The sequence below is a fragment of the Candidatus Brevundimonas colombiensis genome (assembly GCA_029202665.1).
Classification (GTDB): domain Bacteria; phylum Pseudomonadota; class Alphaproteobacteria; order Caulobacterales; family Caulobacteraceae; genus Brevundimonas; species Brevundimonas colombiensis.
Map to the genome: position 1 here is coordinate 1,213,629 of CP119326.1, position 13,775 is coordinate 1,227,403.

The 13,775-nt window shown below is 67.2% G+C and carries 10 protein-coding genes; 4 read left to right on the plus strand and 6 right to left on the minus strand.

Features of this window, described 5'->3' with window-relative positions; genetic code table 11:
• The 6 genes from gyrB to rpsT all read right to left on the minus strand — a co-directional run bounded on the left by gyrB (position 1) and on the right by rpsT (position 7,791).
• The gene (gene gyrB, locus P0Y50_05690; protein WEK41097.1) at positions 1–2,436 is read right to left on the minus strand and encodes a DNA topoisomerase (ATP-hydrolyzing) subunit B; all 2,436 of its coding nucleotides are present in this window, start codon (positions 2,434–2,436) and stop codon (positions 1–3) included.
• Between the two features lie 156 nt (positions 2,437–2,592).
• Entirely contained in the window at positions 2,593–3,726 is a 1,134-nt protein-coding gene (gene recF / locus P0Y50_05695) for a DNA replication/repair protein RecF (GenBank protein WEK41098.1), read from the minus strand.
• A 34-nt stretch (positions 3,727–3,760) separates the two neighbouring features.
• Positions 3,761–4,297 (minus strand): hypothetical protein, encoded by a 537-nt coding sequence (locus tag P0Y50_05700; GenBank protein WEK41099.1) that lies wholly within the window; start codon positions 4,295–4,297, stop codon positions 3,761–3,763.
• Positions 4,294–5,412, minus strand: a complete 1,119-nt coding sequence (gene dnaN, locus P0Y50_05705) for a DNA polymerase III subunit beta (protein WEK41100.1) — start codon at positions 5,410–5,412, stop codon at positions 4,294–4,296. The genes P0Y50_05700 and dnaN overlap by 4 nt, the downstream gene beginning before the upstream one ends.
• 173 nt (positions 5,413–5,585) lie before the next feature.
• On the minus strand, positions 5,586–7,049 hold the full coding sequence (dnaA, locus tag P0Y50_05710; GenBank protein ID WEK41101.1) for a chromosomal replication initiator protein DnaA: 1,464 nt from the start codon (positions 7,047–7,049) through the stop codon (positions 5,586–5,588).
• A 472-nt stretch (positions 7,050–7,521) separates the two neighbouring features.
• The gene (gene rpsT, locus P0Y50_05715; protein ID WEK41102.1) at positions 7,522–7,791 is read right to left on the minus strand and encodes a 30S ribosomal protein S20; all 270 of its coding nucleotides are present in this window, start codon (positions 7,789–7,791) and stop codon (positions 7,522–7,524) included.
• A gap of 340 nt (positions 7,792–8,131) precedes the next feature.
• Here rpsT and P0Y50_05720 point away from each other — a divergent pair, with 340 nt between their 5' ends.
• The 4 genes from P0Y50_05720 (at position 8,132) to P0Y50_05735 (ending at position 13,771) form a co-directional block, all read left to right on the plus strand.
• Positions 8,132–10,864, plus strand: coding sequence for a TonB-dependent receptor (locus P0Y50_05720; GenBank protein WEK41103.1), 2,733 nt, complete (start codon positions 8,132–8,134; stop codon positions 10,862–10,864).
• 229 nt (positions 10,865–11,093) lie between these two features.
• The gene (gene gpmA / locus P0Y50_05725; GenBank protein ID WEK41104.1) at positions 11,094–11,807 is read left to right on the plus strand and encodes a 2,3-diphosphoglycerate-dependent phosphoglycerate mutase; all 714 of its coding nucleotides are present in this window, start codon (positions 11,094–11,096) and stop codon (positions 11,805–11,807) included.
• Positions 11,804–12,433, plus strand: a complete 630-nt coding sequence (locus P0Y50_05730) for a bifunctional diaminohydroxyphosphoribosylaminopyrimidine deaminase/5-amino-6-(5-phosphoribosylamino)uracil reductase RibD (GenBank protein WEK41105.1) — start codon at positions 11,804–11,806, stop codon at positions 12,431–12,433. Before gpmA ends, P0Y50_05730 begins: the two co-directional genes overlap by 4 nt.
• Before the next feature lie 66 nt (positions 12,434–12,499).
• Positions 12,500–13,771: a pentapeptide repeat-containing protein gene (locus P0Y50_05735; GenBank protein WEK41106.1), complete on the plus strand. Its 1,272-nt coding sequence runs from the start codon at positions 12,500–12,502 to the stop codon at positions 13,769–13,771.
• The last annotated feature ends 4 nt before the right edge of the window (positions 13,772–13,775 follow it).

Below are 13,775 nucleotides of genomic sequence, written 5' to 3' on the forward strand. Positions count from 1 at the left end.
TCAGACGTCGACGGCGGCGTCCAGGGCGTTTTCCTGGATGAATTCACGGCGGGGCTCGACCACGTCGCCCATCAGCTTGGCGAACAGGTCGTTGGCGTCTTCTTCGTGCTCGACCGAGACCTGCAGCAGGGTGCGGGCGTTGACGTCCAGCGTCGTTTCCCAAAGCTGCTCGGGGTTCATCTCGCCCAGACCCTTGTAGCGCTGGATGGACAGGCCTTTCTTGCCCGCGTCCAGCACGGCGTTCAGCAGGTCCAGCGGCCCACGGATGTCGGTGGACTTGTCCTTGCGGCGATAGACGGCCGGGGCGGCGAAGACGCCGTCGAATGCCGCAGCGCGTTCGGCCAGGCGTCGGGCGTCCAGCGACCGGACCAGGGTTTCTTCCAGAACGATGGTCTCCTGCACCGCGCGGCGGGTGCGGGTGAAGACCACGGCGCCCTGTTCGCCAGGCGCGCCGGTCCATTCCCCGTCGCCTTCTTCGGCATAGAGGTTCAGACGCACGGCCGCGGCGGCCGAGGCCGTCGCCATGTCGGCCTCCTCGGCGAACAGACCGGCCAGGGCCGCCTGCTCGATGGCGAAGGCGGGCGCGCGCTGGCTGAGCCGATCCACGCCGGCTTTGAAGGTTTTGGCCTCTCGCACCAGCGACTGCAGGTCCAGGCCCAGGCGCCGCTCGCCGCTCGACAGGTCCAGTTCGGCCTCCGACGAGCCTTCCTCGATCAGATAGGCGTCCATCTCGGCCTGATCCTTGAGGTAGCGCGACTGCTTGCCCTTGGAGACCTTATAGAGCGGCGGCTGGGCGATATAGACGTGGCCCCGCTCGATCAGCTCGGGCATCTGACGATAGAAGAAGGTCAGCAACAGGGTGCGGATGTGGGCGCCGTCGACGTCGGCGTCGGCCATCAGGATGATCTTGTGATAGCGCAGCTTGTCGGCGTTGAAATCGTCCCGCCCGATGCCGGTGCCCAGGGCCAGGATCAGGGTGCCGATCAGGTCCGACGACAGCATCCGGTCAAAGCGAGCGCGCTCTACGTTCAGGATCTTGCCGCGCAGAGGCAGGACGGCCTGGTTCTCGCGGTTGCGGGCCTGTTTGGCCGAGCCGCCTGCGGAATCGCCCTCGACGATGAACAGTTCGGACTTGGCCGGATCGCGTTCCTGGCAGTCGGCCAGCTTGCCGGGCAGGCTTGAGATCTCCAACGCCGACTTGCGCCGCGTCAGATCGCGGGCCTTGCGTGCGGCTTCACGGGCCGAAGCAGCTTCGATAATCTTCGAAACAATAAGCTTGGCCTCGACCGGGTGTTCCTCGAACCAGGTGGACAGGCCCTCGGAACACAGGTTCTCGACCGCCGGACGCACCTCGGACGAGACCAGCTTGTCCTTGGTTTGAGAGCTGAACTTGGGGTCCGGCACCTTGACCGACAGCACGCAGGTCAGGCCTTCGCGGGCGTCTTCGCCGGTCGGGGCGACCTTCTCCTTCTTGGCCAGGCCCGAGCTTTCGATATAGCCGCCCATAACCCGCGTCAGCGACGCGCGGAAGGCCGACAGGTGGGTGCCTCCATCCCGCTGGGGGATGTTGTTGGTGAAGCACAGCATGGTCTCGTGATAGCTGTCGTTCCACCACAGGGCCAGGTCCAGCTCGATCCCGTCCTTACGCCCGCGAATGACTATGACGTCCTTCAGGATCGGCGTCTTGGACTTGTCGAGGTGGCGCACGAAGGCTTCGACCCCGCCCTCGTAATGCAGCATCATTTCGATGGGTTCGGCGTGACGCTGATCCGCCAGCCTGATGACCACGCCCGAGTTCAGGAAGGCCAGCTCGCGCAGGCGATGCTCCAGCGTCTTCAGGTCGAAGTCGATGTGGCTGAAGGTGGTGACCGACGGATAGAAGGTGACCTCGGTGCCGCTCAACGGCTGACCCGCCTTGGGGCCTTCGGTGCGGATCGGGGCGACGCCGGTGACTTCCAGCGACTTGGCCGTATCGCCGCGCTCGAAACGCATCTCGTGCTGCTTGCCGTCGCGATAGATCTTCAGCTGCAGCCAGTCGGACAGGGCGTTCACGACCGAGACGCCCACGCCGTGCAGACCGCCGGACACCTTATAGGAGTTCTGGTCGAACTTACCGCCCGCGTGCAGCTGGGTCATGATGACCTCGGCCGCCGACACGCCTTCCTCGGCGTGGATGTCGGTGGGAATGCCGCGGCCGTTGTCGGTCACCGTGACCGAACCGTCCGCATTCAGGATCACCTGAACCAGATCGGCGTGACCGGCCAGAGCCTCGTCGATGGCGTTATCGACCACCTCATAGACCATGTGGTGCAGGCCCGAGCCGTCGTCGGTGTCGCCGATATACATGCCCGGCCGTTTGCGCACCGCGTCCAGGCCCTTGAGAACCTTGATGGAATCGGCGCCGTATTCAGGCTGTTCGGCAATCGGATCGGTCATGAAGTCATTGGCTCTGAAGTCCCGACCGGGACAGGGATGGAGCGCCGCGAAGAACGCTCGAATCGGCGGCGGGGTCGCACCGCGCCGAAGTCCGCAACATATAGGAAATTTCGGCGAAAAAGCGAGACCTGACCGTGTTTCCGAGGTGTCTGTCGGCTAGTCCGTTTCCAGCGCCCCGCCTGCGACGCGGACGAACTGGGCGCGGCCTTCCAGACCGGCGAACAGGCCGCGTTCGGTGCCGGTCATGAAGGCCTGAAGATCAAGGGCCGTAATCTCGTCGAACAGGGCGTCGCGGCGGCGTTCGTCCAGATGAGCCGGGGCTTCGTCCAGCAGCAGGACAGGCCGGGCCGTCCCGGCGACGGCGGGGTCCGACAGGCGCGCGATCTGGGCCAGGATCAGGTTCAGCACCAGGGCCTTCTGCTCGCCGGACGACCCCTCGGACGCCGGACGGTTCTTCTCGCGATGCAGGGCGGTCAGGTCGGTGCGGTGCGGCCCGAACAGGGAGCGACCGGCGGCGCCGTCGCGGGCGCGGGCGCGGGCCAGACCCTCGCGGATCGCGGCGGCGATCTCGTCTTCCTCGGCGCCTGCCTCGGCCATCTGCTCGACGGCCCCGTCCAGCCCCAGGTCCGCCTGCGGGAAGGGCCGGTCGCCACGGGCGTCGATGGCGGCCTGCAGCGCATGGAGGGCGGCGACGCGAGCCATCGCTGCACGGGCACCCGCCTCGCCCAGACGTGCCTCAAGCGCATCCAGCCAGACGGGATCGGCCTCGCGCCCATCTGCAGCGTCGTTCAGCAGGCGCAACCGCTCACGCAGGGCCTTGTCATAGGCCGATATGCTGGCGGCGTGATCGGGATCGGCGGCGAAGACCAGACGGTCGAAGAACTTCAACCGCTCGGCGCGCGCATCCGAGAACAGCCGGTCCTGTTCGGGCGTGGCCCAGACCGGCCGCAGATAGTCCAGCAGCCGACCCGGCGGGGCCGTCTCGCCGTCGATGCGGACGATGCGGCGCGTCGCGCCCGCCGTCTGAACCCCGGTGCCCAGTCGCGTCGCGTCGTCCAGTTCGATCATGACGGCCCAGGCGCGGCCGACCGCCTCGCCCGGCTCGCGCCGGCCCATTTCGGCGGCGGTGGCGCCCCGCAGCCCCTTGCCGGGGGTCAAGAGGCTGATCGCCTCCAGGAGATTGGTCTTTCCCGCTCCGTTCGGCCCATGCAGCACCACGGGGCCAGCGGTCATCGCCAGCCGCGCGCCCGCATAGGAACGAAAGTCGGTGAGGGTGAGGGAGGCGATCAAGACATGGCCTTCGCGCCGCCGAGCGGCCAGCGGCTCATCCGTAATGGACGCGCCATTGCTCCAACAGTTCCGCGAGCGCGTCCGGGTCAAGACCGATGTTGCGCGGCAGGGCCCCGTCGAACGGCATGTCCGCCGCCCGGCTCAATCGGGACACCATGTGTTTGGAGGAATCCGAAGCTTCGTAAAGCCGCCAGACCGCATAGAGCGGAACCCCGCCCACCGGCAGACCGTCTGCGTCCAAAAACGCGGGCTCGCTGTAGGCCGTAAAGACCTCGACCTCGCCCCACGGGATCAAGCCCGGCGAAAAGGGGCCGGTCAGATGAAAGCCTTCTGGCGTAAGGATAAGCCGGGTCGGCCTGAACAGGGAGACGACGGAAACCGCCGCCCCCGCAAGCAGGAAAACCACCCCCAACCAGCTCCATGCCGTGTCGATGAAGTTGGTGGACTGGCCGATGAACCACAGCCCAAGCGCCGCCGTCGCCAGAAAGATCGGTAAGGACAGCAGCACGGCGCTACGCGGGGTCGTCAGCACCAGCCGTTCATCGGCCTGCGTCGCGTCCAGGCTGGTCACACCCGCAACGGCATCAGCACATACTGCACGCCCGGATCGCCCGGATCGAGCACCAGGGTCGGGGAGGCCGGATCGGCGAAGCGGAAGGCGGCGTTTTCGCCGGTGATCTGGCCGGCGACGTCCAGCAGATAGCGAGCGTTGAAGCCAATCTCGAACGGTTCGTCGGAATAGCCGATCTCGACCTCTTCCTCGGCCTGACCCGCTTCCATGTTGCGCACGGTCAGCTTCACCCGGTCATTGTCGAAGGCCAGTTTCACCGAGCGGCTCTTTTCCGCCGAGATGGTGGCCACGCGGTCGACGGCCTTGGCGAACAGGGCATTGTCGATATCGGCCTGTTTGTCGTTGCCGCGCGGGATGACGCGCAGATAGTCGGGGAAGGCGCCGTCGATGACCTTGGACGTCAGGGACGCCTCGCCCATCTGGAAACGGATTTTCTGGGCGGAAACCTGCACCTCGACCGGGCCGCCCGCATCGTCCAGCAGGCGGCGAACCTGATCGACGGTCTTGCGCGGCACGATCACGCCGGGGCCGCCCGCCGCGCCCTCCGGCGCCGGGGTCTCGGCCAGGGCCAGACGGTGGCCGTCGGTGGCCACGGCGCGCAGCAGGGGAATGCCCGCTTCGGCGACCGTGTGCAGATACAGACCGTTCAGATAGTAGCGCGTCTCTTCGGTCGAGACGGCGAACCGGGTCTTGTCGATCAGGCGGGCCAAGTCCTCCTTGGGCAGCACATAGGACGCGCCTGCGCTGTCGGCGGACATGACGGGGAAGTCGCCCGCCGGCAGGACCGGCAGATTGAAGCGCGAACGGCCGGCCGCCACCACCAGACGAGGGTCATCGCCCGAATAGAGCAGCGAGACCTCGGCGCCTTCCGGCAGTTTGCGCACGATTTCGTACAGGGTGTGGGCGGGGGCGGTGATCTGGCCCTCGACCTGAACCTGGGCCTCGGCCTCGTCCACCATTTCCATGTCCAGATCGGTGGCGGCGAAGGCCAGACGATCCCGGCCCGCGCTCAGCAGCACATTGGACAGGATGGGAATGGTGTTTCGACGTTCGACGACGCTCTGCACGTGGCCGAGGGCCTTCAGGAGCGCGGATCGTTCGATGGTCAGCTGCATGTCGTCTCGCCCGGCGCGGCCGATTCTCGAAGCAGCCGCGGTTAAGTGACCTGAGACACTAGCGGATCAGGCGGCGAGGGCAAGGAAGCGGCGAGTGGATAGTGGCGAGTGTCGAGTGGATAAGTGAACAAATCAGACGCCCGCCCCGCGTCACGCGCCATGCATCAGTGAAATCAGCCTCGCAGCTTGCGCGTCAGGGCTTCGACGTCGCGGGCGATCTGGTCGTCCTGCGGCATCAACTCCTCGATCTTGCGCACGCCGTGCAGGACGGTGGTGTGATCGCGTCCGCCGAACCGGCGACCGATGTCGGGATAGGAACGGGTCGTGTGCTGTTTGCACAGATACATGGCGATCTGGCGGGGACGGGCGACCGAACGGGTGCGGCGCTCGCTCAGCAGGTCGGCCTGTTTCATGTTGAAGTGGTCGGCCACCGTCTTCTGGATTTCATCGACCGTGATGCGGCGCTCGGGACCGCCGCGCAGGGCGGCGCCCAGCAGGTTTGAGGCCTCGTCCACCGACACCGACGACAGACGCGCGCCGGCGGCGGCGGCCAGGGTGTTCACGGCGCCCTCAAGCTCACGCATCGAGCCGGGGGTGCGATCGACCAGCTGAGCCAGGACCTCGGGCGCGGCCTCGCCCTGAACGACGCCTAAGGCCGACAGGGCCTTGAGGCGGTTTTGGGCCACGGCGATCTTCAGTTCGCGATCGCCTGCCTCGACCGGGCAGGTCAGACCGGCGGCCAGGTGGCTGCGCAGGCGCGGCTCGACCTCGGTCAGGGCCATCGGGGCGCGGTCGGCCGAGAAGACGATGCGTTTGCCATCCTCGATCAGAGCGGTCAGGGTCGACAGCAGTTCTTCCTGGGTGCTCGTCTTGCCGCCCACGAACTGCACATCGTCCAGCAGCAGCATGTCGGCCGAGCGCAGGCTTTCCTTGAAGGCGGCCGTCGAACGGTCCTGCATGGCCTTGACGAAGGTGGACAGGAAACGTTCGGCGGTCAGATAGACCACCTTGGCCTGAGGCCGCAGACGTTGGGCTTCCCAGGCGATGGCGTTCAACAGGTGGGTCTTGCCGTAGCCATAGGGGCCGCAGAAGAAGACTGGGTTGAAATGGCCGTCGGCCCAGCTGGCCACCTGTTTGGCGATGGCCAGGGCGAAGGCGTTGCCCTGACCCTCGATGAAGCTGTCGAAGGTCAGGCGCTCCTGCAGGCCGGCGGCGCGCACGGCGCGGGCGCCGTCGGCGCTGATGGGGGCGGCCTGGGGTGCGGACGCGAAGGCGGCCAGGCGCGGAGCGGCGTCCACCACATTGCCGGCTCCGGCGCCGGCGCCGGACAGCACGGCCGAGGCCGGCGGGGCGGACCCCACCTCGGCGCGGCAGCGGACCTCAAGCCGGCGCGACAGGCCGTCCAGGCCCAGCCACAGCTCGTTCATGCGGCGCAGGGCGTTCTTGCGCACCCAGTCGCGGGCGTAAGCGGTGGGGGTGACCAGGATCAGGCCGCCGGCGTTGTCCAGGCGCACCGCCGACGGGGCGATGTAGGACGAGAAGGGGCCGTCGCCGATCTCGGCGCGCAGACGCACGGAGGCCTCGCTCCAGATGCGATCAGGGTCCGTCAGTCCCGACGTCTTCATTCCGCCCGTCATCGCCGTTGCGCCCCCAACCATCTTGCCCGCCGCTCCAAAACCAATCCGACCTTCCGCACTTCAGGGGGATGGTTCAGGGACGACTTCTCCTGCGCCGAAAAGCGATGCTTTTCGGGCGGGGCCGAGCTCCTGGACAGACATCTCCCGCCGACGCGAAACTGAAGTCCCGCGCCGTCTTCATCCGTATTGGGATGGAAGTGCGTTAGAGGCCAAAACTTACGCTGCGAGCCGGGTGGGTCAACGCTGATTCGTTGGTCGATTCGCAGTTAAATTGTTTGACTCCGTCAAACCCTGTTCCCGCTTGGAATTTTCGCAGGATCGACGCTCGGCGACCGCAGTTCAGGCCTAATAAGGCTTAGAGGACAAACGCAAAACGGCGAAGAAGCAGATGCTTCTTCGCCGTTGTAATCGCTTGATAATCCCGTAACGAAACAGCGACAGCCGTTCCGTTCGCTGTGGAATTAATTCCGGCTCAGGCGGCCGAAAGTTTCTTCAGCTGGGCGGCCAGGCGCGACACTTTGCGCGAGCCCGTGTTCTTGTGAACGACGCCCTTGGAGACGGCGCGCATCAGCTCGGATTGCGCCTCGACGAAAGCGGTCTTGGCGACAGCGGCGTCGCCGCCGGCCAGAGCTTCCTGGAACTTGCGCAGATAGGTGCGGACGCGCGAACGGCGCGCCTTGTTCACTTCGGTACGCGCTTCGATCTTGCGGATCGCCTTGCGGGCGCCGGGGTTGTTGGCCATGTCAAACCTTCGAACGGAAAACGCCGCGGAGCACACGTCCACGGCGCGGAAATCTCAAGAGGGCGGGCCTATAGCCGAAAGCCCGGAGGCGGTCAACGCGGAGTCTTCCTTGATCGACTCTGCGATTGGGCCAGACGACATGGTCCCCTGTGTCTTTGCGGATCGCGTCCCGGACGCACCCCGACTGTCTTGAACGCGCCGGATCGCGCTTTCCGTCGCAGGTTTTTCAACCCTGTTGGAAACGCGCAACGCTTTATGTTTCTTCATGAATTCTGTCGTTTTACGGCCATGTTTGTGCCGTCCTCCAAGGGGCTGAAATCATCGCTCGGATCATCGTTCCATGACCCAGACCGCGCTTCTACTCCTCGCGCTGGCCCCCGCCGCCGCCGTCCAGCCCGCAGCCGCGGAGCCGGCTGCGGGCCAGGCGATCCTGCCGCAGGCCGCCACGCCCCCGTCCCAGCAGGACGCGGCGACGGTCGTGTTGCCAGACGTCGAGGTCACGGCCGCCCGGCGCGGCGTGGCGCTGGGCGGACAGGAACCGATCGTCTCTTATGACACGGCGCAGATCCAAGCGTTCGGCGCGACCAACATCGGCGAACTGGTGACCCTGCTGGAGGCCCAGACCCGCAGCGCGCGCGGCGGCTCTCCGGTCTTTCTGGTCAATGGCCGGCGCATCTCGGGCTTCCGGGAAATCCGGGGCATCCCGCCTGAGGCCATCGATCGTTTCGACATCCTGCCGGAAGAGACGGCCCTGTCCTATGGCTACAGCGCCAATCAGCGGGTGGTGAATATCGTCCTGAAGGCGGACTTCAAGTCGCTGACCGCCTCGGTCAACGTCAGCCGGCCCGAGCAGGGCGGCCGCACCACGACCGCCAGCGAGAACAACGTCCTGCGCATCGCCGGGTCGGACCGCTGGTCGCTGGACATCAACGGCACGACCTCCAACACCCTGTTCGAGACCGAGCGCAACATCGACCGCACGACCTCAGGCGTTCTGTTCGACGGTCGGGGCAATGTCACGGGCCTGAAAGGCGTGCCCAGGGCGGGTCAGGTCGATCCGGCCAACACCGGGATCGATCCCGCCCTGTCGGTCCTGGCGGGATCGACGGTCTATATGGCGGGCGTTCCCGCATCGGGCGAGAGCGGCGCGCCGAGCCTGTCCGATTTCGTCTCCACGGCGGGGGTGGCGAGCGCGGGCGACCTGAACGCCTATCGCACCCTGCTGCCCCAGACCGATCAGGCCTCGATCGCGGGGACCTACAAGCACGACCTGAACGACAAGGTGGGACTGACCCTGAGCGGCAGCATCGAGGACGCCAGCAGTTTCAGCTATCTGGGCCTGCCCGGCGTCACCCTGACCCTGCCGTCCGCCAACCCCTTTTCGCCGTTCGGCGACGACGTGCTGCTGTATCGCTATGTGGATCGCCCCGACGCCCTGACGCGCCAGACCGATACGCGCACCATCGGTCTGGGCACGGTGTTCGACGGCTATCTCGGCGATTGGCGCTGGACCGCGACGGGCGACTACAATCGCGTCGTGACCGACACCTCGACCGGCCGCGGCCTGGATGCGACTGCCCTGCAGGCGGCGGTTACGTCGAACGACCCGTCCGTCAATCCGTTCGGCGACATCGGCGGCCGGGTGAGCGAGCGGGCCCGCGACACGGCCCGGTCGACCGCCCAGACGGCGACCGGCGAACTGGTGCTGAACGGCCGCCCGTTCGAACTGCCGGCCGGCGAGGTGACGTCGACCTTCAAGGTCGGCGCCGGCTATCAGTCCCTGGATTCCGAAAGCGTGCGCGGCGGCGTGGCCGTCGATCGGTCGCAATCGCGCAACTCGGGCAGCGTCCAGGCCAACTTCGACCTGCCGATCTCGAACGTCGAACGCGGCGTCCTGCCCAGGATCGGCGACCTGTCGGCCAATCTGAACCTAGCTTATCAGGACCTATCCGATTTCGGCGGCGTGTCGTCGATAGGGGCGGGTCTGAACTGGTCGCCGGTCGAACGGCTGTCTTTGTCGGCCAACTATTCGGACGAGGGCAAGGCCCCGACCGTCCAGCAATTGAACGATCCCACCGTCGCCACCCCCAATACGCCGGTGTTCGACTTCAACACCAACCGGACGGTCGAGATCACCCAGATCACCGGCGGCGATCCCAATCTGAAGGCCGAGGATCGGCGCATCCTGAAGCTGGGCGTCAACTGGCAGCCGGTGTCGGACAAGGATCTCCGACTGAACCTGGCCTATACCCGCACCGAGGCGGACAATGAGATCGCCAGCTTCCCCGCCATCACTCCCGATCTGGAAGCCGCATTGCCGGATCGGTTCGTGCGCGATGCGGACGGCGATCTGCTGTCCATCGACGCCCGCCCGCTGAACTTCTTCAAGCGCGAGCAGCAGGACGTTCAATGGGGCTTCAACTTCTCGCGCCCGTTCGGCAAGCCGGACCCGTCGATGGCGGGTCGTGGACCCGGCGGCCCTCCCGGCGGACCCGGCATGATGGGCCCCGGTCCTGGCGGACCGCGCGGACCGGGCGGCCCTCCGGGGCGGATGCGCGGCGCGCGCGGGCCGGGCATGCAGCCCGGGCAGGGGATGTTCAACCTGTCGCTGACCCACACCTGGCGCGTTCAGGACGAGGTGACGATCCGCGATGGTCTGGCGCCGCTGGACCTGCTGAACGGCGATTCCATCTCGGGATCGGGCGGTCAGTCCCGTCATGAGGTTCAACTGCAGACGGGTCTGTTCAAGAACGGACTGGGCGCCTTCGTCAACGCCAACTGGCGCTCGGGCACGACGGTCAAGGGCGATGCGCTGGGGTCGCCAGATCTGGACTTCTCGGGGCGCACCACCGTCAATCTGTTCGCCTTCGCCGACCTGACCCAGCGCAAGGCCTGGGTGGAGCGTTTCCCGATCCTGAAGGGCGCGCGCATCGGCTTCGGCGTGCAGAACATCTTCGACGACCGGATTTCCGTGACCAGCAGCGATGGTGCGACCCCGATCAACTATCAGTCGGACTATCTGGACCCGCAGGGCCGCGTCTTCCGCATCAATCTGCGCAAGATCCTGTTCTGACCCACGCGCGGGTCGCCTCAGGGCCAGACGACGGCGACCGCGATCATGACGGCGGCGGCGCCGAAGGTCAGGGCGAAGAAGACGCGATCGGACATGGTCCCTTGGTTACGCCTCCGCGCGGCGCGCGACAAGCACGCGCCCCGTCGGCGAACCTTGACCGATTTCTGACGGCGGCCTACCCCGCACGAGACCGTCTGCCTGTCAGACCGACGCCCAAGGACCGACCAAGATGCCGCGCCTGATCCTTCTCCGCCACGGCCAGAGCCAATGGAACCTCGAAAACCGCTTCACCGGCTGGGTCGATGTCGACCTGACGGCGGAGGGCGAGGCCCAGGCGCGTCGCGGCGGCGAACTGATCGCCCAGGCCGGTTTCAAGCCGGCCGTCATGTTCACCTCGGTCCTGACGCGCGCCAAACGCACCGGCGCCCTGGCCCTGCAGTCGGCGGGACTGACGGATGTGCCGGTGATCGAGGACTGGCGCCTGAACGAGCGTCACTATGGCGGCCTGACGGGGCTCAACAAGGCCGAGACCGCCCAGAAGCATGGCGAGGATCAGGTCAGGGTCTGGCGCCGCAGCTATGACGTGCCGCCGCCGCCGCTGGCCCCCGGCGGCGAGTTCGATTTCAACGCCGATCCCCGCTATGCTGGCAAGGCCATCCCGGACACCGAAAGCCTGAAGACGACGCTGGACCGGGTGAAACCCTATTGGGACGCCGAGATCGCACCCCGCCTGAAGGCAGGCGAGGACGTGCTGATCGCCGCCCATGGCAATTCCCTGCGCGCCATCGTCAAACTGCTGTTCGGCGTGCCGGACGACCAGATCGTCGGCGTCGAAATCCCGACCGGAAATCCGCTGGAGATCGACCTGGACGCCGCCTTGAAGCCCGTGAGCGCGCGTTATCTGGACGCCGACCGGGCCGAAGCCCTGCCCGAGGCGGCATGAGCTGGACCGACGCCGACCGGGGCTTCATGGCCCAGGCCATCGCCCTGGCGACCGGCCGCATGGGCGAGACCTGGCCCAATCCGGCCGTCGGCTGCGTCATCGTCAAGGACGGCCGTGTGATCGCCCAGGCCGCCACGGCGCCGGGTGGGCGCCCTCATGCCGAGGAGCAGGCCGTGCCTGCCGGGGGCACCGAGGTTGCGGGATCGACCGTCTATGTCACGCTGGAGCCGTGCGGCGCCCGGTCCTCGGGCCGCAAGTCCTGCGCCCATTTCCTGACCGAGGCGGGCGTCGCGCGGGTCGTCATCGCCTGTCTCGACCCCTCGCCCTTCGCCGCCGGGCGCGGCACCGAGCGGCTGCGCGCGCAGGGCCTGACGGTAGAGACCGGCTTGATGTGCAAAGAGGGCGAGGCCCTGTGCGAAGGCTTCCTGCATCGTCTGGAGACCGGCCGCCCCATGGTGCGGATCAGCGCGGACGGGGCCGGCTTCGACGGCCGTTTCGTCGCCTCGCCCAAGGCCGATCTGGTGACGGAGCTGAAGCGGCTGGGCGAAGCGGGCTACACCCGCCTGTGGACCGGCCCGGGCGAACTGGCCGACGTCCTGGCCGAACAGGGCCTGTTGACGGTCTGAACGGCGTCTGACGCGCTGGACGACGCCGTTCAAGGCTTCTTAAGCGACCGGCCTTAGGGTGATCCGATGGCCCAGGCTGCGGAACCCTTGGTGAGACGACGTCTGACGCAGGCGGAACTGGACGGGGTCTGCACCCGCCATGACAGGCTGTTCCAGGCCCGCCCTGGCGGCGCCCGCGCGGTCTTCGCCTGGATGGACCTGTCGGGCCTCAGCCTGAAGGGCCGCAATCTGGCCGACGCCGATTTCGCCGCCGCCTGTCTGGAGGGCTGCGACCTGACGGGCGCCAAGCTGGACAACGCCAACTTCTTCGGCGCGGACATGCAGGACGCCATCCTGGCCGAGGCCAGCCTGCGGCGCGCCGATCTGCGCGGCGCCTGTCTGCGCGGCGCCGATCTGTCCGGCGCCGACATGTTCGAGGCGGACCTGCGCGAAGGCACGATCGCCGCCGCCGACGCCAAACTGGGCTTCAAGGTCATCGAGCCGCGTCATCGCGACGAGACGGAGGCCAGCGGCGCCTGTCTGGCCGGCGCCAATCTCCAGCGCTCCAAGATGTCGGGCGTCATCGCGATGAAGGCCGATTTCTCGGGCGCTGTGATGAAGGATTGCAAGCTGGTGCGGGCCAATCTGAAACAGGCCGACTTCCGCGGCGCGGACCTGGCCGGAGCCGACCTGTCGGGGGCGGACCTGTCCGGCGCGGATCTGCGCGACGCCATTCTGGTCGGGTGCAAGACCACTCTGTGGCGCGCCGACGGGGCGGACATGCAGGGCGCGCTGACGGACAAGAGGTCGGCCTGCGAGTCCGTGGATCGGATGCCCGCGGCCGAAATGCTGCGCGAACACGCCCGTTGGTGCGAGACGGGCGGGGCCGAGGGCCAGCCTTCCGTCTTCGACGGCGTCGATCTGCGCCCGCTGAAATCCATCACCGGACTGAACCTGACGGCCCTGTCGGCCAAAGGGGCGGTTTTCTACGGCCTGGACATGGAGGGGGTCCAGTTGCAGGGCGCCCAGCTGGAAAACGCCGACCTCAGGTCCGCCAGACTGCGTCGCGCCGATCTGCGCGGGGCGCGTCTGATGGGCGCGCGGCTGAACGGAGCGGACCTGCGCGAGGCGCAGTTGGGGCCGTTGCTGATCGCGGCGGACCGGCTGATGCCCGCCGACCTGACCGGGGCCGTGCTGCGCGGCGCGGACCTGTCTGGCGCCGATCTGAAACGCGCGGTGCTGGCCGGCGCGGACCTGGGCCGGGCGATCCTGCATGGCGCCCAGACCCGTCAGATCGATCTGACCGAGGCCAATCTGACGGGCGTGCGCGGCCTGATCGTCGACGACCAGACCGCCTGACCTC

Excerpts from the sequence above, each read along its gene's own strand:
- gpmA (WEK41104.1), top strand. The coding sequence starts at position 11,094 with ATGCCGCGCCTGATCCTTCTCCGCCACGGCCAGAGCCAATGGAACCTC.
- P0Y50_05735 (WEK41106.1), top strand. The coding sequence starts at position 12,500 with ATGGCCCAGGCTGCGGAACCCTTGGTGAGACGACGTCTGACGCAGGCG.
- gyrB (WEK41097.1), bottom strand. The coding sequence starts at position 2,436 with ATGACCGATCCGATTGCCGAACAGCCTGAATACGGCGCCGATTCCATC.
- dnaA (WEK41101.1), bottom strand. The coding sequence starts at position 7,049 with ATGACGGGCGGAATGAAGACGTCGGGACTGACGGACCCTGATCGCATC.
- P0Y50_05730 (WEK41105.1), top strand. The coding sequence starts at position 11,804 with ATGAGCTGGACCGACGCCGACCGGGGCTTCATGGCCCAGGCCATCGCC.
- P0Y50_05720 (WEK41103.1), top strand. The coding sequence starts at position 8,132 with ATGACCCAGACCGCGCTTCTACTCCTCGCGCTGGCCCCCGCCGCCGCC.
- dnaN (WEK41100.1), bottom strand. The coding sequence starts at position 5,412 with ATGCAGCTGACCATCGAACGATCCGCGCTCCTGAAGGCCCTCGGCCAC.
- rpsT (WEK41102.1), bottom strand. The coding sequence starts at position 7,791 with ATGGCCAACAACCCCGGCGCCCGCAAGGCGATCCGCAAGATCGAAGCG.